15 protein-coding genes and 1 tRNA gene are annotated in these 22191 nt (G+C 74.7%); 15 read left to right on the forward strand and 1 reads right to left on the reverse strand.

Going from position 1 to position 22191, the window contains the following annotated elements; all coding sequences use genetic code 11:
- Positions 1-41: 41 nt before the first annotated feature.
- The 15 genes from tmk (at position 42) to ACIOFR_RS13505 (ending at position 20912) form a co-directional block, all read left to right on the forward strand.
- Positions 42-3386 (forward strand): dTMP kinase, encoded by a 3345-nt coding sequence (gene tmk / locus ACIOFR_RS13435; RefSeq protein ID WP_400995922.1) that lies wholly within the window; start codon positions 42-44, stop codon positions 3384-3386.
- 161 nt (positions 3387-3547) lie between these two features.
- The gene (locus ACIOFR_RS13440) at positions 3548-4759 is read left to right on the forward strand and encodes a DNA polymerase III subunit delta' (protein ID WP_400995924.1); all 1212 of its coding nucleotides are present in this window, start codon (positions 3548-3550) and stop codon (positions 4757-4759) included.
- A gap of 210 nt (positions 4760-4969) precedes the next feature.
- Complete coding sequence (locus tag ACIOFR_RS13445) at positions 4970-6055, forward strand: hypothetical protein (RefSeq protein WP_400995926.1); 1086 nt, start codon at positions 4970-4972, stop codon at positions 6053-6055.
- Between the two features lie 262 nt (positions 6056-6317).
- On the forward strand, positions 6318-7922 hold the full coding sequence (locus tag ACIOFR_RS13450) for an alpha/beta hydrolase (RefSeq protein ID WP_400995929.1): 1605 nt from the start codon (positions 6318-6320) through the stop codon (positions 7920-7922).
- A 110-nt stretch (positions 7923-8032) separates the two neighbouring features.
- A complete protein-coding gene (leuE, locus tag ACIOFR_RS13455) occupies positions 8033-8722 on the forward strand; it encodes a leucine efflux protein LeuE (protein WP_400995931.1) in 690 nt (229 codons plus the stop codon).
- 132 nt (positions 8723-8854) lie between these two features.
- Positions 8855-8928: transfer RNA gene (locus ACIOFR_RS13460), tRNA-Thr, on the forward strand.
- Positions 8929-9486: 558 nt separating this feature from the next.
- A complete protein-coding gene (locus tag ACIOFR_RS13465; RefSeq protein ID WP_400995934.1) occupies positions 9487-10734 on the forward strand; it encodes a LamG domain-containing protein in 1248 nt (415 codons plus the stop codon).
- Positions 10735-11028: 294 nt separating this feature from the next.
- Entirely contained in the window at positions 11029-11826 is a 798-nt protein-coding gene (locus tag ACIOFR_RS13470; RefSeq protein WP_400995936.1) for a glycosyltransferase family 2 protein, read from the forward strand.
- Entirely contained in the window at positions 11823-12362 is a 540-nt protein-coding gene (locus ACIOFR_RS13475; RefSeq protein ID WP_400995938.1) for a hypothetical protein, read from the forward strand. The genes ACIOFR_RS13470 and ACIOFR_RS13475 overlap by 4 nt, the downstream gene beginning before the upstream one ends.
- A 34-nt stretch (positions 12363-12396) precedes the next feature.
- Positions 12397-13488, forward strand: coding sequence for a glycosyltransferase family 4 protein (locus tag ACIOFR_RS13480; protein ID WP_400995940.1), 1092 nt, complete (start codon positions 12397-12399; stop codon positions 13486-13488).
- Positions 13485-15782: a hypothetical protein gene (locus ACIOFR_RS13485; protein ID WP_400995943.1), complete on the forward strand. Its 2298-nt coding sequence runs from the start codon at positions 13485-13487 to the stop codon at positions 15780-15782. The genes ACIOFR_RS13480 and ACIOFR_RS13485 overlap by 4 nt, the downstream gene beginning before the upstream one ends.
- Positions 15779-16933, forward strand: coding sequence for a glycosyltransferase family 4 protein (locus ACIOFR_RS13490; RefSeq protein ID WP_400995946.1), 1155 nt, complete (start codon positions 15779-15781; stop codon positions 16931-16933). Before ACIOFR_RS13485 ends, ACIOFR_RS13490 begins: the two co-directional genes overlap by 4 nt.
- Before the next feature lie 39 nt (positions 16934-16972).
- A complete protein-coding gene (locus tag ACIOFR_RS13495; RefSeq protein ID WP_400995949.1) occupies positions 16973-18514 on the forward strand; it encodes a lipopolysaccharide biosynthesis protein in 1542 nt (513 codons plus the stop codon).
- Entirely contained in the window at positions 18514-19758 is a 1245-nt protein-coding gene (locus tag ACIOFR_RS13500; protein ID WP_400995952.1) for a polysaccharide pyruvyl transferase family protein, read from the forward strand. The genes ACIOFR_RS13495 and ACIOFR_RS13500 overlap by 1 nt, the downstream gene beginning before the upstream one ends.
- Positions 19755-20912 carry a glycosyltransferase family 4 protein gene (locus ACIOFR_RS13505; protein WP_400995955.1) on the forward strand — a complete coding sequence of 386 codons (1158 nt, stop codon included), beginning with the start codon at positions 19755-19757 and terminating at the stop codon, positions 20910-20912. The genes ACIOFR_RS13500 and ACIOFR_RS13505 overlap by 4 nt, the downstream gene beginning before the upstream one ends.
- A gap of 7 nt (positions 20913-20919) precedes the next feature.
- Here ACIOFR_RS13505 and ACIOFR_RS13510 read toward each other — a convergent pair whose 3' ends face one another.
- Positions 20920-22134, reverse strand: a complete 1215-nt coding sequence (locus ACIOFR_RS13510; protein ID WP_400995957.1) for a cellulase family glycosylhydrolase — start codon at positions 22132-22134, stop codon at positions 20920-20922.
- Positions 22135-22191 lie beyond the last annotated feature (57 nt).

Here is a 22191-nt window from a genome sequence, read left to right on the forward strand (position 1 = left end):
CTCCCCCTACTGGCGCCTGCCCCGACCGCTACCCTGACGGTATGACGAGCGAGGAGCAGCCCACCCACCGCACCGGCGTGCACGCCCTGCCACCCGTGGCCCCGGCCGGCACACCCGGCGAGCGGGCCCGCGCCCTGCTGCGGCTGCGCCCGTACCGCCGGCTGTGGACGGCGCAGCTGGTCGGCGGGACGGCGGACCGGCTCGGTCTGCTGGTGCTGGCGCCGCTGACGGTGATCGCCGCGACGCTGGGCGGCCAGTTCGGTTCCGGGACGGGCTACCGCCGGCTCGCGCTCGCGCTGGCCGCCGTGTTCGCCGCCCGGTTGCTCGCCACCCTGCTCTTCGGTGCCGCGCTGCTGGGCCCGGTGCACAAGCTGGTCGCCCGGCTGGACGGCCGCTGGACGCTGTTCGGCGCCGATGCACTGAGGGCCGTGCTGATCGGCCTCGCCCCCTGGTGGATCACCTGGACGGCCGACTCCGCGGTCTGGGCGCTGCTCGCCACCGTCTTCGTGACCGGCGCGGCCGAGCGGGTCTGGACGATCGGCAAGGCCGCGGCCGTCCCCGGCCTGCTGCCCGCTGCCGACCCGTACGCCCCGGCCGCCGAACGGCGGCCCTCGCCCGCCAGCCTGGACGCGGTGCGGACCCTGGACGGCCGCACCGGCTGGGCCACCATCCCGCTCGCCGCGACCGCGCTGGTCGCGTTCACGCTGCTCAACAACGTCTTCGCGGCCGTCGGCTCCGACTGGCTCCGGGCCAACCAGCTGACCGCGGCCGCCCTCGGCGCCGCGCTGCTGTTCGCCGGCTCCGCCGTGCTGATCTACCTCCAGCAGCTGCCGTCCGCCGGCCCGGTCGCCCCGCACTCCCCGTTGCAGGGCCTGCGCGCGCCCGTCGACGCCGCCCCCGGCGGCTCCGCGCTGCGTAAGGGCCGTACCGGCTCCGCCCCCTACTTCACCTTCGCGGTCGCGGCCGCCTACGCCACGATGGCCGGCGTCGGCGCCCTCGGTCTGCTCACCGCCGGCGACCACCGGGCCGGCCCGATCGGGTACGGCCTGCTGGTGCTCGCCGCGGCCGGCGCGCCCGCCCTCGGCATCCGGCTGACCCGGGCCACCCTGCCCGCGCTCTCCCGGCGGCGGCTGCTCGCGCTGGCGCTGCTGACCGAGGGCGTCACGCTGATCCTGGCCGGGCTGGTGCTGGACTTCGTCCTGGTGCTGCTGCTCACCGTGGTGGCCGGGTTGGCGGCCGGGGTGGTCATCGCCACCGGCCGTACGCTGCTCGCCCAGGAGATCGAGGAGTCGCGGCTGCCCAAGGTCACCGAGCACCTGTACGCAGTGCTGCGGGCCGTGGTGGCCGCCGCTCTGGTCGGCCTGCCGCTGATCGCCGCCGCCTACGGGGCGGTCGAGTACGGCCGGGTCACCCCGGGTAGCTTCACCTTCATCCACGGCGGCGCCGCGCTCGCCGTCTCCACCGCCGGCCTGCTCACCCTGGTGCTGGCCGCCGTGGTGCTGCTCAAGACCGACGACCGGCGCGGCAGCGTGCCGCTCGGCCGCGAGCTGGTGCAGGCACTGCGCGGCTCCACCTCGGTCGCCCCGCACCGCACCACCGGCACCGGCTTCTTCATCGCCCTGGAGGGCGGCGACGGAGCCGGCAAGTCCACCCAGTCGCAGGCCCTGGCGGAGTGGATCCGCAGCAAGGGCCACGAGGTGGTGCTGACCCGCGAGCCCGGCGGCAGCCCGATCGGCCAGCGGCTGCGCGCGCTCGTCCTGGACGTCGGCAACACCGGGCTCTCGCACCGCGCCGAGGCGCTGATCTACGCCGCCGACCGCGCCGAGCACGTCGAGAACGTGATCCGCCCGGCGCTCGCCCGCGGTGCCGTGGTGATCACCGACCGGTACATGGACTCCTCGATCGCCTACCAGGGCGCCGGCCGGGACCTGGCCGCGACCGAGGTCGCCCGGATCTCGCGCTGGGCGACCGGCGGACTCGTCCCCGACCTCACCGTGGTGCTGGACGTCGACCCGGGCGCGGCGCGCGAGCGCTTCACCGAGGCGCTGGACCGGCTGGAGTCCGAGCCCACCGAGTTCCACCAGCGGGTCCGGGCCGGGTTCCTGGCCCTGGCCGCGGCCGACCCGTCCCGCTACCTGGTCGTCGACGGCAGCCAGCAGCCCGCCCTGGTGACCACCGCGATCCGCCACCGGCTCGACCGGGAGCTGCCGCTCTCCGACCAGGAGCGCGCCGCCAAGGCCGAGCAGGAGCGTCTCGCCCGCGAGGAGGCCGCCCGGCGCGCCGCCGAGGAGACGCGCAAGCAGGCCGAGCTGGCCGAGGCCGAGCGCAAGCGGCAGGAACTGCTGGAGCAGCTGCGCGCCGAGCAGGCCGAGAAGGACCGGCTCGCCGAGCTGGAGGCCGAGCGGGTCGCCGCCGAGGCCGCCCGCAAGGCCGCCGAGGAGGCCCGGCTCAAGGAGGCGGAGGAGGCCCGGCTGCGCGCCGAGGCCCAGGCCGCGCGCGAGGCCGCCGAGCAGGCCCGGCTGGCCGTCGAGGCCGAGGAGCGCAGGCGCCGGGAGGCGGAGGCCGCGGCCCAGGCCGAGATCCAGCGGCAGCGCGAGCTGCAGCGGGCCGAGCAGCGCCGCCGGGCCGAGGAGGCCCTGCAGCGCGCGGAGGAGGCCCGGCTGAAGTCGGAGGCCGAGGCCGCGGCCGCAGCCGCCACGGCAGCCGCCGCCGAGCGTGCCGCCGCTGTCGCCGAGGCCGAGCGTGCCGCCGCGACCAGGACGGAGGCCGTGACGGCGGAGCTGCCGCAGGTGTCGGCCGAGCCCGCGACCAAGCCGGTGACCAAGCCGGTGACCAAGCCGGTGACCGAGCCCGCGGCCGAGCCCGCCGACGAGGCCGACGTCACCCAGGAGATCTCGGAGGAGGCCCGCCGCGCGGCGGTCCTGGCCGCCGCCGAGGCCGCCCGCAGGTCCGCCCCGGCGGTCGCCGAGACCGCGGTGCTGCCGAAGGTGCCCGCGGCGGACGCCACCGCCGTGCTGCCGAAGGTGCCCGCCGCCGACGAGACGGCCGTGCTGCCGCCGGTGCCCCCGACCGCCGCCGCGGGCCCGTCGGCCGCTTCGTCCGGCTCGTCCGGTGCCCGTCCGGCGTCGGACCGGGTGCCGCCGGGCCTGTGGCGGGACGAGCCCGCGCGGACACCCGCGGAGGAGCCGGAGACCACCCGGGAGCTCCCGGCCGTCGAGTCCCGCCCGCGCCCGGACTGGGCCGAGGAGACGCCGATGGACGACCTGCCGAGCCTCACCGACACCCTCCTCGGCTCCCGCGACGAGTGGGCGCAGTGGGAGCCCGCGGGCGAGCAGTCCGAGCCCGAGGCGCAGCGCGGCCTGTTCCGCAAGCGCCGCAAGGACTGAGCGTCCCGGGGGCCGAGCGGTCCGACGGACAGTGCCGAGGTCCGGCCCCGGGGCACCCGCCCCGGGGCCGGACCCGTTCCCGGCGGCGCCCGGTGGGGGAGGGGTGTCCTGGGCGGACGTTAGGCTCGGTGGCAGACGGGGTCGGCGGCAGGGAGCGCGGCGTGAGTGTGTGGGACGACCTGGTCGGCCAGGACCGGGTGGTGGAGCAGTTGCAGGCGGCCGCCCGGGCCGCCCGGGCGACGGTGGTGGCCGGTCGCGGCGGCGCGGCCGATCCGGCGGTGAACGCCTCGCTGATGACGCACGCCTGGCTGTTCACCGGCCCACCCGGGGCCGGACAGACCACCGCGGCCAGGGCCTTCGCCGCATCGCTCCAGTGCACCAGCCCCGATCTGGAGCTCGGCGGCATTCCCGGCTGCGGGTTCTGCGACGGCTGCCACACCGTCCTCGCCGGCAGCCACGCCGACGTGAAGTACGTCCGCACCGACGGGCTGTCGATCGGCGTCGGCGACATGCGCGACCTGGTTCTGCGCGCCTCCAGCTACCCGACCGGCGGCCGCTGGTCGGTGATCCTGATCGACGCCGCGCACCGCCTCACCGAGGCCGCGGCCAACGCCCTGCTCAAGGGCGTCGAGGAGCCCTCGCCCCGGACGGTCTGGATGCTCTGCGCCCCCTCCGTCCAGGACGTGCTGCCGACGATCCGCTCGCGCAGCCGCCTGCTGGTGCTGCGCACCCCGGCGGCCGAGGCGGTGGCCGACATGCTGGTCCGCCGCGACGGCGTCGAACCCGAGACGGCGCGGATCGCGGCGCTGGCCGGTCAGGGCGACATCGACCGGTCCCGCCGACTGGCCGTGGACGACCAGGCCAGAGCCCGGCGCGCGGACGTCCTGCGGATCCCGCTGGACGTCGCCGACCTGGGCGGATGCCTGACCGCCGCGCAGCGGCTGGTGGACACGGCCAAGGCCGACGCCGACGCGCTCGCCGAGACCCAGGACGCCAAGGAGACCGGTGACCTCAAGGCCGCGTACGGCGCGGCCGAGGGCAGCCGCGCCCCCCGCGGGATGGCCGGCGCGGTCAAGGACCTGGAGAAGCGGCAGAAGAGCCGGGCCACCCGGACCCGCCGGGAGACCCTCGGCACCGCCCTGAACGACCTGCTCGGCTTCTACCGCGACGTCCTCGCCGTGCAGTTCGGCGCCACCGGGCCGCTGGCCAACGAGGACCAGCGCCCGGCCGTCGGCAGGATCGCCGCGGCGGGGGCACCCGAACAGACCCTGCGCCGGATCGAGGCCGTCCTGCAGTGCCGGCGCGCGCTCGACCGCAACGTCGACCCGCTGCTCGCCGTCGAGGCGATGACGGTGGCGCTCCGGGCGGGCTGAGCCGGCTCCGGCCCGCCGTTCCGGCGGTTCCTGCGGGGGTCGCGGTGCCCGTGCCGGTGCTGCCGCCGCCCGCCTCCCGGGCTCGCTCGTTCGAGTGAACGTCGCCTGACGCCCGTACGGCCCGGGCCCGCCGGGGCGGCGCGTTGGGCACCCTGAGGGCTGAGTCCGCCGCGGTACCGGCGGCCGGTCCCCCTCCGAGGTGGTGCGCCCATGCCCCGTCCGCTCCTCATGGTGCCCCTGGTGATCTCGGCGTTGGCCGCCGGCTGGCTGGCCCGGGCCGCCCTGCTGCGCTGGCGAGACCTGAGGGCCGCGCAGACGTACGAGCTCACCGCCGAACAGCGGCCGGTGCTGCTGCGGGCGGGTGCAGCCGTGGTCTGCGTGATCTGCGTGACCGCGCTGGCCGTCGCCGTGGCCCTCGGCGGGCGGCCGAGCCGGAGCGTGGCCGAGGAGTCGGGGCCCGACGCCGGGCCGCGCCCCGCGGCACCGCCGGCGCCGGACGGCGCCCGGCCGACCACCACCGAGCTGCCGCCGGTGGTCACCCGCTTCGAGTCGGTCGGCCACCCGGCCGGCGGGGAACTCCTCCAGGCGGTGGTGGCCGCGCCCGACGGCCGTCCCCGCACGGTACGGGTCTGGCTGCCGGCCCAGTACCAGGAGCAGCCGACGGCGACGTTCCCGGTGATCGTGCTGCACTCCGGCACCGCGGGCCGGACCGCCGACGTCGAGCGGCCCGAGGTGTTCGAGGGGGTGGCGTCCGCGGTACAGCTCGGCAAGGCCAAGCCGTTCGTGGTGGTGGCCCCCGAGGCGCCCAACGGCACCGGCCACCCCTGCGACCTGGTCACCGCCGCGCCGCAGGCGGTCGCCGACGACGCGCCCCTGCGCACCGCCGTCACCGGAGCCTTCCGCACCCTGCCGGCCGGGCCCGCCGGCTGGGCCGTGCTCGGCCTCGACGGCGGCGCCCCGTGCGCCGCCGCGGCCGGTCTGACCAGGCCGGACCTGTACGGTGCCGCCGCCGCGGTCTCCGGCCGGTACGACGCCCCCGCCCTCACCCAGGCCGGGGCCGAGGCCCCGCAGAACACCGCCGCCCGCCTGCTGCTGGCCGCCGCCAAGGCCGACGGCGACGGCGTGGCCAGCGCGCGCAAGCTGCAGAGCGCCCTGCGGGCGGGCAAGGGGCCGGCGGCCCGGGCCGACGTGCGGATCTCCGACATCGTTCAGGACTTCGCGCCCGCGGGGGAGCGGCTGCGGCTGGTGCGGGTGGCGGTGCAGTACCTGACGGAGACCCTGTCCAAGCCCACCTGAGCCGCCCGCGTACGAGCCGGTGACCAACGGGGCTTCCACCGGATGTGCGGCGACCGGGTGCTGTTCCCCGCCCGGCCGCCGGTGACCCGGCGGGTACCCGGCCCGCCCGCTACGCTCGGGGCAGCCGGCGGGTGACCAGCCCGGATGAGGCCGACAGCGGTCGGGGCGTCGACAGCGGTCAGGTCGACAGCGGCCGACCGGGGCCGACGGCGATCCCGGCAGGCCGACCGGGGCCGGCGAGGTCGAGGAGAGGGACACCACCATGCGAGCTGCCAGGCCGTCCCTGCGAAGGTCCGCCCCCGTGGCCGCCGCCGTGAGCCTGCTGCTCGCGGCCGGATGCACCACCGGCGGCGTGCCCGGGCCCGCCGACGGCGCGAGCTCCTCCTCGGACGGCCGCGTCCCCGCCGCGGTGGCTCCCGGCGCGACCACGGCGACGCCACTGGAGCCGCTCCCCGCGCAGATCCCGCAGAACCTGGCCGGGTACTACGCCCAGAAGCTCGGCTGGCAGAGCTGCGACGGCGAGTTCGAGTGCACCACCTTCAAGGTCCCGCTCGACTACGCGGACCCGGCCGCCGGCGACGTCACCCTCACCGCCGCCCGGCTGCGGAGCACCGGCGGCGCCGACCACCTCGGCTCGCTGCTGGTCAACCCCGGCGGGCCCGGCGGCTCGGCCGTCGAGTACATGGAGGGCTCGGCCCGCAGCCTCGACCCCGGCCTGCGGGCCAGGTACGACCTGGTCGGGCTGGACCCGCGCGGGGTCGGCCGCTCCAGCCCCGTCACCTGTCTGAGCGGCGAGCGGATGGACGCCTTCACCGCCGTCGACATCACCCCCGACGACCAGGCCGAGATCGACGCCCTGGTCGCCGCCGACAAGGAGTTCGCGGACGGCTGCCGGCAGCGGTCCGGCGCCGTGCTCGGCCACGTGAGCACCGTCGAGGCGGCCCGCGACATGGACGTGCTGCGCGGGCTGCTCGGCGACGAGCGGCTCAGCTACCTCGGCAAGTCCTACGGCACCTTCCTCGGCGCCACCTACGCCGGGCTCTACCCCGCCCGGGTCGGCCGGATGGTGCTGGACGGCGCGATGGACCCGTCGCTGGACGCCGTCGGGGGGAACAAGGGGCAGGCGGCGGGCTTCGAGACCGCCTGGGCGGCCTTCGCCAAGGACTGCGTCAAGCGGGAGGACTGCCCGCTCGGCCGCACCGAGGAGGAGGCCGGCCGGCAGCTCGCGGCCCTCTTCCAGCAGATCGACGGCCGGCCGCTGCCCACCGACTCGGGCCGGCCGCTCACCGAGTCGCAGGCCACCACCGGCACGATCCAGGCCATGTACGCCGAGTTCCTCTGGTCCCAGCTGCGCAGCGCCCTCAGCGACGCCGAGGCCGGCGACGGGACGGCGCTGCTCAAGCTCTCCGACAGCTACTTCGAACGCGAGCCGGACGGCTCGTACCCGAACCTGATGTTCGCCAACATGGCGGTCAACTGCCTCGACCTGCCGGCCGCCTTCGCCGACCCGGCGGCGGCGCAGGCCGCGGTGCCGGACTTCGAGAAGGTGGCGCCGCGGTTCGGCCGGGACATGGCGTGGATGGCGCTGGGCTGCGCGTACTGGCCGGTCCGGCCGACCGGTGCGCCGCACACCGTCCGGGCCGCCGGGTCCGTCCCGATCGTCGTGGTCGGCACCACCCGTGACCCGGCGACGCCGTACGCGTGGGCCCAGTCGCTGTCCGGGCAGCTGGAGTCCGGGCGGCTGCTCACCTACGAGGGCGACGGGCACACGGCGTACGGCCGGCGCAGCGACTGCATCGACGAGGCGGTCAACCGTTACCTGCTGGGTGGCGAGGCCCCGGCGAACGGGACCCGCTGCAGCAAGTGAGCCCGCGGAACCGGGGCCGGTCGGTGCTGTCATGACCGTTTCTGCTTGACGGTGCTTCTGGTTAGCATGGTGCGCCCCCTCGTTCTCGCGTCTGCCGTAGGAGCGCATCCGTGCTCGGAGTCAACGACCTCGCGACGTACACCCTCGGCGCCCTGGTGATCATCCTGCTGCCCGGCCCGAACTCCCTGTACGTCCTCTCCGTGGCCGCCCGCAAGGGCGTCCGCACCGGCTACCGGGCCGCTGCCGGTGTCTTCGTCGGCGACTTCACGCTGATCGCCCTCACCTCGCTGGGAGCCGCCTCGCTGGTGAAGGCCAACCCCGCGGTCTTCGCGGTGGTGAAGTTCGCCGGCGCCGGCTACCTGCTGTGGATCGGCTTCAACCTGTGCCGGTCGGCCCGCGACCTCTGGCGCGAGCGCCGGGCGGTGGCGGCGAACGCCGCCGGCGGGGCCGAGGCCGCCGACGCGGCGGCCGGCGGACCGGCCCCGGCCGGAACCGACACCGAGCGGCCCTTCCGCCGGGCGCTGGCGATCAGCCTGCTGAACCCCAAGGCACTGATTTTCCTGCTCTCCTTCTTCACCCAGTTCGTCGACCCCTCGTACGGGCAGCCGGTGCTCTCCTTCACCCTGCTGGGCGGGATCCTCCAGGGCTTCAGCCTGCTCTACCTGTCCGTGCTGATATTCACCGGCACCAAGGTCGCCGCCGCCTTCCACCGCCGCAAGCGGCTCTCCGCCGGGCTGACCGGCGGCGTCGCCGTCCTGTTCGCCGGGTTCGCCGCCAAGCTCGCGGTCGCCTCCGCCTGAGGCCACGGCCCCGGCCGCCCAGGCCGGGGCACCCGGGGCCGGTACGGATCACCGTCGGAAACTGTGTAGACTGACCCGCGTTGTTGGTGCGACGCTCATCCCCCCGGGGCTGGGAACAGGACCGGTGACGGTGCCGCCTTAGCTCAGTTGGCCAGAGCAACGCACTCGTAATGCGTAGGTCGCGGGTTCGAATCCCGCAGGCGGCTCAGCGTGGAACCCAGGCTGGATGGCATCCGGTCTGGGTTCTTTGTGTTTGGCGGTCCGGGCTTCGGTGGGTTCCTGGGTGATGAACGGCGCCGCGCCGGTCGCGGGCGGCCGTGGCACCGGTCGGCTGGAGCAGGCCGGGCTCACCGGGTGGAGCGCGATGGTGGTCGGGCTGGCGTTCCGGGCGGGCCGGGTGGGGGCGTCGTGGGTGGTCTGCGGGGAAGTGTGCCGGGCGCCCGGGGGGGCGGGTGGTGCCGGTGGGGTGGGGTGGGTCGGTGCGCGGTGCCTGAGGGTGGTTGCGGAACGTTCCCGGGGTGGCGGTCTGAATTCCGCCGGTATTTCCTGACCGGGAATTCCGTCCGGCCGGTGGGCGCCGGTGGTGGGAATGCGGCCGGTGGCTGCGGCGGGGTGGGGCGCGGGGGTGGTCGGTGGTGCCGGGGCGTCAGGGAGTGCGCTGGTCGGTGGCGGTCCGGGAGAACGCGGCTGGGATTCTTCCGATCTGATGTCGTTATCGGAATCCGCCCTGGGGGTGCGGGGTGCGATGTTCTAGCATCCCGTCTATGACTGACGGCACGGAACACCCGGGCGGGGCCCCAGCCCCCGAGCAGGACTCTCGGCACACCCAGCCCACGATGCCCGACCCGAGGGTTGCGGGTCAGGTTCCGGGCCAGGACGCGGCTCCGGGGGCGGCGGCGCCCGCGGGTGCCGCCGGGCAGGGCGGTGGGTACGGGTACCCGCAGCCGCAGCCGCAGCCGCAGCCGCAGGAGGGTTACGGCTACCCGCACCCGCAGAGCGGGTACGGCTATCCGCAGCCGCAGGGTCAGTTCCCGCCCCAGTTCCAGCAGCCGGCGGCGCCGTTCCCGCAGCAGGGGGCGTTCCCGCCCGGCCCGCAGCAGCAGTTCGCGCCGCCGGTCGCCGCGCCGGACTGGGAGGCGCTCGCGGACCGCGGTGAGGCCCAGACCCGTCGCCGGCGCCGGATGCTGACGATCGGGATCGTTGTGGTCGCCTGCGTGCTCGGCGTCGTGGCCGGGACGGTGATCATCGAGCGGCGCGACGGCGGGGCGAAGCCGGTGGCCTCCGAGTCGCCGAGTGCTCCGGTGTCCGCGTCGGGCTCCGGGGCACCGGGCGACCAGAACTCGCCCACGGTGGCGGGCCAGCCGAACCTGCTCGCCGACCGTTCCGGCCAGGCGCACCTGGCGCTGGGCCCGGACGCGCTGGTGAGCAAGGTGCAGGACGGTTACGTGCTCCGGCTGCGGAGCAACGGCAACTCCTTCGCGCAGTCCGCGGACCGGGTCGTCGACGTGACCAAGAGCTTCACCGTCTCGGCGTGGGTGTACAACGAGGCGCCGGACGGTTCCCGGGTCGCGATGAGCGAGGGTGACGGCATCTCGCACTCGTTCGAGCTGGGCCGGGACGACTCCAACGGCAAGAAGTCGTGGGTCTTCCGGGTGCAGACCGCGGACGGCGGCGCCGATGCCACCACCGTCCAGGTGTTCGCGGAGAACGCCAACACGGTCCGTCAGTGGGCTCTGCTCACCGGTGTCTACGACAAGGACCAGCAGACCATCTCGCTGTACGTCAACGAGACGCTGGCCGCCACCGCGAAGACGGCGCCGATCTGGGCCGGGCCCGGTCCGCTGCAGCTCGGCCGGAGCCGCCACCACGGCATCTGGGGCAATCCGTGGGCCGGTGTGCTGGGTCACATCCTGGTCTGGGACCAGGCGCTGACCCCCGCTCAGGTGGCCAGCCTGAAGGGTGGCGGCACGGGTCAGGACGCCAAGCCGACCGGTTCCTGGCTGGTCGGCTGAGGCCCCGGCGGCCGTGGTCACGAGATGATTACGGCCGCCGTGGCGCGGCGCGGGGGTCGACTAGGGTCGCGGGTGATGTTGCAGCGATACCTCACGCCATACGTCATAATCGAACGCGCAGATCAATCATCTGACGGGTGAGCGGCTGACAATCGCCGCCCGAGCTCTGCCCGCCGAGCCGCAGCCCCCCCTTGGGCTGTGGCTGTCTTGCCGTTCGGCGCGCGCTCGCCGATCGGGTGGGGGCGGGAAGAGCTCAGGCTCCAACCGCAGCCGCCACACTCCTGGGGGAATCACGTGAATACTCTGTCGATCGTCATTCCCGCGCTCAACGAGGCATCAAACCTGCCGGCGGTGATGGACTCGGTGCCGGTGGCCGAACTCGCCGCGGCGGGCTGGCGCACCGAGGTGGTGGTGGTCGACAACGCATCGACGGACGACACCGCGGAGGTCGCGCGCAGCCTGGGAGCGCGGGTGGTGTCCCAGCCGGAGCGCGGGTACGGCAACGCCTACCAGGCCGGGTTCGACGCGGCGACCGGTGACGTCATCGCCACCGGTGACGCGGACTGCACCTACCCGTTCGACGCGCTGCCGGAGCTGATCGGAACCCTGGTGGACCGGGACGTCGAGTTCATGACGACCGATCGACTCCACCGGGAGAACCGCTCGGCGATGAAGCCCTCGCACTTCGTCGCGAACCACGCGCTCTCCACCCTGAGCCGGACGCTCTTCCGCAACGGTCTGCGCGACTCCCAGTCCGGAATGTGGATCTTCCGGCGCTACGTCTGGCACGGCCTGGACGTCCGGTCCGCCGGGATGGCCTTCTCCCAGGAGATCAAGAACGCGGCGACGCTGGCGGGCTTCAGGTTCCTGGAGGTCCCCATCGAGTACCGGCAGCGCGGCGGCGAGGTGAAGCTGCGGGCGCTGCCCGACGGCATGGGCAACCTGCGCCAGCTCTTCGAGCACCGGTTCCGCAAGGCCCCGGCGGGCGGTGCCGGCACGGCGATCCCCGGCCAGTACGCGCCGCCCGCGGCGCCCGCGGCGTCGCAGCAGCCGACGCAGGGCGCGCGCACCGGCCAGTACGAGGTCGCATGAGCGAGGTGCTCGACGAGGCCGACCCGGGCTCCGGGACGCCTCCGGCCGCTCCGGCCCGGTCGGGCTCCGCGCAGCGCAGCAGGCGGCGAAGGGGGCCCGATCGGCGTGCCCGGATCGTCGCCGCGGTGGTCGCGGCGACGGCCGTCCTGGGGGCCGGCCTCTGGTCGGTGCCGTCCACCCGCGAGGTGCTGCTGCAGTCGTTCACCGAGCAGCCGAGCGGCTTCGCCGAGCTGTACTTCACCAGCGCGCCCAGCTTCGACGGGGGCACCGTGATCGTGCCCGTCGCCCTCAACGACCGGGGCACCGGGACCAAGAGCTACCAGGTCCGGGTGGTGCTGGAGTCGCCGCGCGGCGAGGCCGTCGCCAGCACGGTGCTGACCCTGGAGCCCCACGAGGGCGCGCCGGTGCCGGCCGTCGCCCGGGTGCAGACCAAGGCCGAGGTCGGCATGGTGCGGGTGTCGCTGGTCGGTCATCCGCAGAAGCTGCACTTCCGCTTCGGAAAGCCGCAGGCCCCGGGCACCGGGGCACACGAATGAGTTCCGACCGCGAAGCCACCGCCCTGGAAGTCTGATGCGCACCGTCCTGCAGGTCACCCCGTACTACCCGCCCCATCTGGGCGGGCTCGAACGCGTCGTGGAACAGCTCTCGCACCAGCTCGGACGGCGGCACCGGGTCAGGGTCGTCACGACCGGTCTCGGCGCCGGCGGCGCACCCCGGCACTCCGTCGAGGGCTCCGTGTCGGTCCGCCGCCACCGGGCCGTGGAGGTGGCGCACACCGCGATCGCCCCGGGGCTGCCGCTCTCGCTGCTGCGCGCGCCGCGCGACGCCGTGCTCCACCTGCACTGCGCGCACGCCCTGATGCCCGAGCTGGTCGCCCTCACGGCCGGGCTGCGGCGACAGCCGTACGTCCTGCACTTCCATCTCGACGTGGACGCCTCCGGCCGCCTCGGACGGCTGCTGCCCGCCTACAAGAAGCACGTCCTCGGCCGGGTGCTGCGCCGGGCCGCCGCGGTCATCGTGCTGACCCGGGCCCAGGCGGACTTCGTCCGGGACACCTACCGGGTCCGTCCGGAGCGGCTGTTCGTCGTGCCCAACGGTGTCGGCGAGCGCTACTTCATGCCGGTCCGGGCGAGCGCGGACCACCCGCTGCGGCTGCTGTTCGTGGGCCGGCTCAGCCCGCAGAAGAACGTCGGGCGGCTGTTGGCGGCGATGAGCCTGCTGCGGCAGCCGGTGCACCTGCGGGTGGTCGGCGACGGCGAGCTGCGCGCGGAACTGGAGGCGACGGCCGTCCGACTGGGCCTCACCGACGTGGAGTTCTCCGGGGGACTGCTCGGGGACGACCTGGTGCGCGCCTACGCCGAGGCCGACGCCTTCGTGCTGCCCTCGGACAAGGAGGGCATGCCGCTGGCGGCGTTGGAGGCGATGGCGGCGGCGCTGCCGGTGGTCGCCACCGCCGTGCCCGGCAACATCGAACTGCTCGACGGGGTCGGCCTGCTGGCCGAGCCCGACCCGGCCCGGCTGGCCGCCGCGATCGACGACCTGGCCGGCGATCCCGCGCTGCGGCTCCGGCTCGCCCGGCGCAGCGCCGAGGCGGCGCCCGGCTACTCCTGGGAAGCCGTGTGCGAACGGGTCGAGCGCGTCTACGCGGAGGTCGGGGCATGAACCTGCCGGAGGTGTTCCGGGGCCGTCCCGGCATCCTGCTGAGCATCGCGCTCGCCTGCGTGGTGGAGGCGGTCCCGGGCCTGCCCGGGGTGGTGTCCACCGCGGCCGGCCTGTGGCTGCTGTTCGGCGCGCCGGTCGCGATCTGGCGCGGGGTGGCCTCCCGGGTGGTCTCGACCCGGGACGGCAGCCTGATGCTCGCGGTGGGCCTGGCGGTCATCACCGACATCGTGGTGGCGCTCGCCGTCAACACGGTGCTGCCGCTGCTCGGGGTCGCGCACCCGCTCGTCCGGACGGTGCTCGCGGGGGCCACCGCCATGACGCTCCTCGTGATCGGTGCGTTCGTCCCCGAGGAGGAACGGGAGGCTCCCCGCCCCCGGCGGATGCCGCCCGGGGTCGGGCCGGCGGCCGCCCTCGGGGTGCTCGCCCTGGTGCTGTCGGTGGCCGGGCCCGTCCGGCTCAACAACGGCCTGGGCGGGACGGTCAGCACGCTCGCGCTGATCGCCGTCGCGGCCCTGCTGGCCCTGCTGGTCCTGCGCCGGCGACGGTTCCCGGTGCCGGTCCTGGAGACCGGGCTGTACGTCGCGTCCGCCGCGCTGCTGCTGCTGAACTCGCTGCGCGGCTGGTACATCAACGGCCACGACGTCCAGCGCGAGTACGAGTACTTCCGGCTGACGCTGGGCGGCTCGCTGTGGGACGTGTCGACCTACACCGACGCCTACAACGCCTGTCTGAGCATCACCCTGCTGCCCGTCAGCGTGGTCCGGCTGACCGCGATCCCCGACATCTACGTGTTCAAGCTGGTGCTGCCGCTGCTCTTCGCGCTCACGCCGGTGCTGGTGCACCGGGCGGTGCGCAACGTCGCGCCGCAGTTCGTGGCGCTGCTGTCGGCGGTCTTCTTCATGGTCTTCCCGACCTTCTTCACGGACATGACCTTCCTCGGCCGGCAGGAGATCGCGTTCCTGCTGCTCGGCTGCGCGATGGTGGTGCTGACCGACTCCGGCCGGCCCCGGCTCGGCCGGCGGCTGGCGTTCTGCGTCCTGCTGCTCGGCTGCGTGCTCTCGCACTACTCGACCACGTACGTGGTGGTGGGCACGCTCGGGCTGGCGTTCGCCACCGACCTGGTCTGGCGGCTGGTCTCGCGCACCGGTCGCCGCGGCGCCCGCCGGCGCAGCCACCAGGCCTCCGCGCCGACCTTCCTGACCTGGTGGATGGTGGTCGTGCCGGCGGTGGTGGCCCTGGTGTGGGCCGGTCCGGTGACGCACACCGGCGGGCAGCTGCGCAGCACGCTGGGCACGGTGGCGCAGAACCTGCTCCACCCCGGGCAGGCCAAGGGCGGCTCCTCGGACACCTCGTACAGCCTCTTCGGCGGGGCGAAGGCGAGCCCGTCCGAGCGGCTGGACGAGTACCGCCGGGAGAGCGTGGACCACACCGCGGAGCGCCGGGCGGCGGGGGACTACCTCCCGCTGAAGTCGGTCGACCCGTACAAGACGCCGGTGACGACCCAGCAGAACCTGCCGCTCACCGCGGCCGGCCGGGCGCTGGACGCCACCGGGCTGAGCGTGCCGGGCCTGAACGGGATGCTGCGGCAGGGCGCCGCGCTGCTGCTCCAACTGCTCGTGCTGGTCGGCTTCGTGGTGGTGGTCCGCGGACGCCGCAAGGCCTTCCGGCCGCTGCGCGACCAGGTCACCCTGACCGTCGGCGCACTCGGCATGATCGGCCTCTTCACCCTCCTGCCGCAGCTGTCGGTGGACTACAGCGTGCTCCGGGCCTTCCAGCAGGGGCTGTTCTTCTTCGCCCCGTTCGTCGCCGCCGGCACCCTCTGGGCGCTGCGCTGGGCCGGGCGCCGGACGGTGCCGCTCGCCTGCGTCCTGACGACGTCGCTCTTCCTCGACCTCACCGGTGTCGTGCCGAAGGTGCTCGGCGGCTATCCGGCGCAGCTGCAGCTCAGCAACTCGGGCCAGTACTACGACATCTACTACCCGCACCCGGAGGAGCGGCAGGCGACGCTCTGGCTCGAACGGCAGATCGCCTCCGACAAGAGCCAGCTGCTGCAGACCGACCGCTACAGTTTCAGCCGGCTCCAGACCCTGATCACCGGTCCGGCGCAGGGCGACATCTTCCCGACGCTCGTCCGCAGCAACTCCTACGTCCTGCTCGGCACCACCACCGTGCAGAAGGACCAGGTGACCATCTTCTACCGCGGCGACCTGGTCACCTACCGTTATCCGGTACCGCTGCTGGACGCCACCAAGAACCAGATCTACAGCAGCGAGGGAGCGGGGATCTACCGATGAGCGCACCCGAGCGACGCCTGAGGGTCCTGCTCGTCAGCCACTACTACCCGCCGCACGTCGGGGGGATCGAGAACGTCGTCCGCGAGGAGGCCCGGCACCTGGCCGCGCGCGGTGTCGAGGTGACCGTCCTGACCAGCGGCGAGCGCGGCGGGGTGCACGAGGAGGACGGCGTGCGGGTGGTGCGGGTCGCCGCCTGGAACGGCGCGGAGCGGGCCGGCGTACCGTTCCCGGTGCTCGCGCCCACGGTGCTCCCGACCGCCCTGCGCTGGGCCCGCTGGGCCGACGTGGTCCACCTGCACGACTGCCTCTACCTGACCTCGTGGACGGCCGGCCTGGCCGCCGTGCTGACCCGCACCCCGCACCTGCTGACGCAGCACGTCGCCATGGTGCAGCACCCGTCCGCCCTGGTCCGCGGCGTGCAGCGGGCCGTGTATGCGGTGGCGGGCCGGGCCCTGCTGCGGCGCGCCCGCCGGGTGATCACCCTGAACGCCTCGGTCGCGGACTTCGTCCGGGGTCACGGCGCGCGTCCCGAGCGGGCCGTGCACCTGGCGAACGGCGTGGACTGCGAGCTGTTCCGCCCGGCCGGCGCGGCGGAGCGCGCGAGGGCGCGGGCCCGGTTCGGCCTGCCCGCGGACCGGAACCTGGTGCTGTTCGTCGGTCGGCTGGTGCCGAAGAAGGGCTACGACCTGCTGCTCGCCGCCCACGACCCGGCGGACGGGTACGACCTGGTCCTCGCGGGGGACGGCGACGCGCAGGCCCTCGCCGGACGGCCGGGCGTGCACCACCTCGGCGCGCTGCCGGCCGCGGAGGTCGCCGAGCTCTACCGTGCCTGTGACGTGTTCGCCCTCCCGTCGACGGCCGAGGGGTTCCCGCTGACCGTCCAGGAGGCGATGGCCTCGGGCCTGCCCGTGGTCACCACCGACGATCCCGGCTACGCGCCCTACCGGCTGGACGACTCCCGGGCCATGCTGGTGCCGCGGCGGCCCGACGCCCTGCGCGGGGCGCTGGCCCGCCTGGCGGCGGACCGGCCGCTGCGCGAGCGGATGGGCCGCACCGCCCGCGAGCACGCGACGACCGCGTTCGCCTGGGAGGAACACGTGAGCGCGCTGGTGGAGTACTACCGTCAGGCGCGGCCGGCGGAGGCGGGATGAACCCGCCCGCCCGCACCGGCGTTCGCGTCCGCCGACGCCGTGGCTAGGCACCGGGGCGCGCCCGGCGGCAGACCCGCCACCGGTAGACCGGCCGCCGCCCAGGCCGACGCCCGTGGCGCCAGGCACGCCCGCCCGCCGGACCAGGTGTACCGCAGCTCCTTCTTCCTGCTGGCCTCCACCGTGGTCACGGCGGCGCTCGGCTTCCTCTTCTGGGTCGTCGTCGCCCGGTTCTACACGCCGGAGCAGGTCGGCATGGCGACCTCGCTGATCTCGGCCACCTCACTGCTCGCCTACCTGAGCCTGTTCGGGCTGAACAGCACCCTGATCCGGTTCCCGGCACCGGCCTTCGCCCGCAACGCCCAGGTCACCCAGTCGATCGCACTGGTGGGCGCCGTCGCCTGCGCGGCCGGCACGGTCTACCTGCTCGGGCTGCCGCTCTACGGGGAGAAGCTGCTCTTCGTCCGGGACCACCCGGTGGCGGCGGTCGGCTTCGTGCTCTGCTGCGCCTGCGCCGCCGTCAACCTGCTGACCGACTCGGTCTTCATCAGCGCCCGGATGCCGCAGTACAACGTGATCGTGGACGGGCTGCTCCAGGGCCTCGTCAAGCTCGCGCTCCCGGTCGGTCTGGTCGCCTTCGGTTCGGTCGGCATCGTGGGCGCCACCGGCGGCGGCTACCTGGTCGCCGTCCTGGCCTCGCTGTTCCTGATGCGGCGCAGGCTCGGCTTCCGGTTCGACTTCCGGACCCGCGGCACCCGGCTGCGGGAGCAGCTGCGGTTCTCGGTGGCCAGTTACGTCTCCAGCCTGCTCAACCTGGTCCCGCTGATGGCCACCCCGCTGATCGTCCTGCACGAGCTGGGCGCGGCCTCGGCCGGCTACTACTTCGTGGCCTTCCAGATAGCCGGGCTGCTCAACGCCGTCTCCACGGCCGTGGGGGAGGCGCTGTTCGCCGAGGTCTCCTTCGACGAGTCGCGGTTCGCGGAGCTGCTCAGGCGCTCGGCCCGGATCATCGCCGCGGTGCAGCTGCCGGCCGTCGTGGTGGTCGCGCTGGGCAGCGGGCTGCTGCTGCGGATGTTCGGCGGCGGGTACGCGACGCGTGCGCACGGCCTGCTGGTGGTGCTGGCCTGCGGCGCCCTCGCGGTCGCCCTGAACACCTGGGCGAGCTTCGCGCTCAAGCTGGCCCGGCGGATGAAGCACCTGATCCTCAGCAACGTCGTCTACGCGGTGGTCACCATCGGCCTGGCGGCGCTGTGGGCGCCGCGCGGGCTGGTCTGGCTGGGCTGGGCCTGGGGCGCGGGCAACCTGGCCTCGGGGCTCTACGCCGCGGTGGCCCTGATCGGCCGTCGGACCGCCGCCGCGCCGCCGCCCACGTTCCGGCCCCCGCCGGTCCCGCCGGCCGGATCCGTCCCACTGGCCGGACCCGTCCCGCAGGCCTGGCCGGCGACGCACACCCCGCCCGGGCCGCGGACGGCCCCACCGGCGCAGGCGCCGCCCGGCCCGCCGTGGGGCACCCCGCCGCCGGGTGCGGCGCCGTACCCCGTCCACCGTGAACCAGGACCGATCCGAGCCGAGGGACCCCACTGATGAAGATCGTGGTCATCAACGCGTACGTGCGCGAGAACGCGGGCGACGCCGCCCTGCTCTCGGTCTGCCTGCGGCAAGTCGGGGAGGCCTTCCCGGATGCCGCGGTGAGCATCGCCGGCATGGAGGACGCGGCCGTCCACCCGTCGTTCGAGGGCGTGGCCAACCTGGGCTCGATCCGCCGCCACGTCGCCGACGGCGGCGTCCCGCTGCCGCGCCGGCTGCTGCGGCGGCTGGTGGTCGCCGTCCTGACGGTGGTCGCCCTGCTGCTGCCCCGGGCGCTCGCCCGGCCGCTGCTGCGGCTGCTGCCGGCCGAGGCGCGCCGGGAGGCCGAGGCGGTCGCGCAGGCCGACCTGGTGGTCTCGATGGGCGGCGGCTACCTGCTGGCCAGGCCCGGCCTGGACGGCTACCAGAACGTCTTCTTCGTCCTGCTGCCCGCGCTGCTCGCCCAGCAGGCCGGGGTGCCGGTGGTGTTCGCCCCGCAGTCCTTCGGGCCGTTCCCCGGCCGGGCCCAGCGATGGCTGGTCGGCCGGGTGCTGCGCCGGGCGGCCCTGGTGCTCGCGCGGGAGGACGTCAGCGTCGGGCTGCTGGCGGAGTGCGGCGTGCCGGCCGGCCGGGTGGAGCGGGCCGTCGACGCCGGCTTCGCCTTCGACCCGGTGGTCGAGCAGGGTTGGCGCGCGCGGCTCGGGGTCGGCGCGGAGCAGCCGCTGGTCGGGATCACCGCGCGCCGCTGGCTGGCCCCGGCGGCCCAGGAACGCTACGAGCGGGCGCTGGCCGCCACCATCGACCGGCTCCGGTCGGACGGTGCGCGGGTGGTGCTGATCCCCCAGGTGACCACGGACTACCTGGGCGACGACGACCGGATCGTCGAACGGCGGATCGCCGGGTACTGCCGGAGCTCGCCGCTGCGGATCGAGGAGCGCGTCGACTACCGGGACCTCAAGGGCCTCTACAACGAGTGCTCGATGCTGATCGGCACCCGCTTCCACTCGGTGATCTTCTCGCTGACCAGTGGCGTGCCCTGCGTCGCGATCGAGTACGAGCACAAGACCCGCGGCATCATGGCCGACCTCGGCCTGGCCCGGTGGGTGCTGCCGATCGATCAGGTGACCGACGAGCGGCTGTGGGACCTGGTGTCGGCCCTGCGCGCCGACCCGCCGGAGTACCGCGCCGTGCTCCGCGACCGGATGCCCGGGTACGTCCGGGACGCCGAGCGCTTCAGCGAACTGCTGAAGGCGGCGGCATGAGTGCGGACCGCGCGGCGCGGCGCACCGTGGCGGTGGTCGCGCCCTACTACCCGCCGAAGGTCGGCGGGGTGGAGAACTACGCGGCGCGGGTGGCGCGGGCGCTGGCCGACGCCCCCGACCTGCGACCGGTCGTCATCACCACGGCCCCCTCCGGCCTGCGCACCACGGTGACCACCGAGGACGGCGTGCAGGTCGTCCGGCTGGGTGTCTGGCTGCGGTTGTCGAACACGCCGCTCAGCCCGCTCTGGCCGTTCCAGCTGCGCCGCTGGCTGCGCCGGACCGGGGCGGAGCTGGTGAACGCGCACGCGCCGGTGCCGGGGCTGGCCGACCTCGCGGTCGCGTTCTCGGGGCGCCGGCCCGCCGTGCTGACCTACCACGCCGGATCGATGCACAAGGGTGCGCCCGGGAGCGGTGCGGCCGACCGGCTGATCGGGGGGTACGAGCGGCACGTCCTGCCCCGGGTGTTCGCCCGGGCCCGGGCCCTGGTCGCGGTCTCCCCGGTGTCGCTGGCCACCGGCCACCGGCACACGACGGAGATCACCCCCGGCGTCGACACCGCGCGGTTCACCCCCGGCGCACCGCCCTCCGGGCGCCCGCGGACCGTGCTGTACGTCGGGCGGCTGGACCGTTCCTCCGCCTGGAAGGGCGTGGACGTCCTGGTCCGGGCGTTCGCCGGGCTGGCCGACCTGCCCGGCGCCCGGCTGCGGCTGGTGGGTGGCGGGGACGCGCTGCCCGACCTGCTCGGGCTGGCGACGGAGCTCGGCATCGCGGACCGGGTCGAGGCGGCCGGCGAACTGACCGGCGCCGCGCTGGTCGAGGCGGTGCGCACGGCGGCCCTCCTGGTGCTGCCTTCCCGTACCGAGGCCGAGTCCTTCGGCATGGCGCTGGTCGAGGCGATGGCCTGCGGCACGCCCGTGGTCGGCTCCGCGGTCGGCGGGATCCCGTACGTGCTGGGAGCCGACGGCGAGTCGGGCCTGCTGGTGCCGCCGGGGGACCACGACGCGCTGGCCGCCGCCTGCCGGAGCGTCCTGACGGACGGTGAACTGGCCGACCGGATCGGCGCCGCCGGCCGCCGCCGGGTCGAGGAGCGCTACGCCTGGGACGGCCTGATGGAGCGCTACCTCACGGTGCTCAGGTCGCTGCCGGGCCGCTGAGCGCGGCTCAGTGCTGCTGCTGGCGCGCGTAGGCCGCGATGGAGGTCCTGAGCGCGGCGAACGCCGGCTTCGGCGTGCCGTCGTAGCGGCGCAGCCCGTAGAACTTGGAGCGCTGGCCCTTGTCCTTGTCGGTGCCGCTGTCCTGGTCCTCGAACCAGAACACCGCGGCCACGTGCGGGTTGGCCGCCGCGGCCGGCACCGTGTCGGTGGCGATCTCGGCCTGGAAGCCCTCGGTGACGTGGGTGGTGTTCGGCGGGATGGTCTTGCCGTCGCTGGCCTGGCCCGGGCCGTTGGTGGCCGCGCCGGTCTCGGTGAGCCAGATCGGCATGCCGGGGGTGCCGTACTTCTCCAGCACGGCCATCAGGTTGTCCTTGGCACTGCTGATGTCCTCGAAGGCCGTCCCGAAGTCGGTCTTCGCGCTGGGCAGGTACGGGTACGTGTACGGGTGGTACGCCACCGCGTCCACCAGGCGGTTGCCGCCCAGTTTGGCGACCTCGGTCAGGAACTCGGTGTGCGAGACGTAGCCCTTGGCCGGGTCGGTGCCGACCGCGGCGAGGCCGCCCATCAGCAGGTACGCCTGCGGGTCGGCGCCGCGGATCGCCTTGCTGGTGGCCTTCAGCAGTTCGGTGTACGCGGCGGGGTCGGGCTTGGGGGCCCAGAACGGGATGTTCGGCTCGTTCCAGATCTCCCAGGTGTGGATGCCGAGCGGGGCGTACCGCTTGGCCGCGTCCTTGGCGAAGGCTGCGAACTTGTCGACGTCGGCCGGGGCGCAGGAGGAGTCGTCCCGCGCGCAGCCGCTGCGCTGCGCCCAGGCGGGCGTGAAGCCGATCGTCGGGAGGACCGCCAGCCCGCGCTCGTGGGCGGCCTTGACGACCCGGTCGAACCGCGGCCAGTTGAAGTTCTTCGGGTTGTCCGGCTGGATGTCCCGCCAGGAGAGGTCCACCCGGACCCACTTGGCGCCCAGGGCGACCGCGTCGTCCAGCCCGGACGCCAGCCCGAGGTCCGACTTCCAGGTGAGGGTGTCCCCGTAGGCGACGCCGATGTGCAGCTTCTCCGTGCCCTGTTGCGGGGCGTTGGAGACGGCGACCAGCGGTGCGGACTCCGGCACGTCCGAGGGTGTCGTGGGTGAGGAATCGGCAGCCATGATCGTCGCGCCCGCGGAAACGACGAAGGCGACGAGGGCGACCAGCAGTCGACGGCGTCTAGCGGATTGCATCACCATGCGGGACAGCCTAGGCCAGTGCGCTCGAACGTCTGACGGGGTGGGAGCGGTGCCGCC

The sequence above is a fragment of the Kitasatospora sp. NPDC088346 genome (assembly GCF_044740765.1).
Taxonomy (GTDB): Bacteria; Actinomycetota; Actinomycetes; order Streptomycetales; family Streptomycetaceae; genus Kitasatospora.

Bases quoted from the DNA above. Each gene is read 5' to 3' on its own strand.
- tmk (WP_400995922.1), top strand. From the start codon at position 42: ATGACGAGCGAGGAGCAGCCCACCCACCGCACCGGCGTGCACGCCCTG.
- ACIOFR_RS13445 (WP_400995926.1), top strand. From the start codon at position 4,970: ATGCCCCGTCCGCTCCTCATGGTGCCCCTGGTGATCTCGGCGTTGGCC.
- ACIOFR_RS13450 (WP_400995929.1), top strand. From the start codon at position 6,318: ATGCGAGCTGCCAGGCCGTCCCTGCGAAGGTCCGCCCCCGTGGCCGCC.
- ACIOFR_RS13465 (WP_400995934.1), top strand. From the start codon at position 9,487: ATGACTGACGGCACGGAACACCCGGGCGGGGCCCCAGCCCCCGAGCAG.
- ACIOFR_RS13475 (WP_400995938.1), top strand. From the start codon at position 11,823: ATGAGCGAGGTGCTCGACGAGGCCGACCCGGGCTCCGGGACGCCTCCG.
- ACIOFR_RS13480 (WP_400995940.1), top strand. From the start codon at position 12,397: ATGCGCACCGTCCTGCAGGTCACCCCGTACTACCCGCCCCATCTGGGC.
- ACIOFR_RS13485 (WP_400995943.1), top strand. From the start codon at position 13,485: ATGAACCTGCCGGAGGTGTTCCGGGGCCGTCCCGGCATCCTGCTGAGC.
- ACIOFR_RS13490 (WP_400995946.1), top strand. From the start codon at position 15,779: ATGAGCGCACCCGAGCGACGCCTGAGGGTCCTGCTCGTCAGCCACTAC.
- ACIOFR_RS13500 (WP_400995952.1), top strand. From the start codon at position 18,514: ATGAAGATCGTGGTCATCAACGCGTACGTGCGCGAGAACGCGGGCGAC.
- ACIOFR_RS13505 (WP_400995955.1), top strand. From the start codon at position 19,755: ATGAGTGCGGACCGCGCGGCGCGGCGCACCGTGGCGGTGGTCGCGCCC.
- ACIOFR_RS13510 (WP_400995957.1), bottom strand. From the start codon at position 22,134: ATGGTGATGCAATCCGCTAGACGCCGTCGACTGCTGGTCGCCCTCGTC.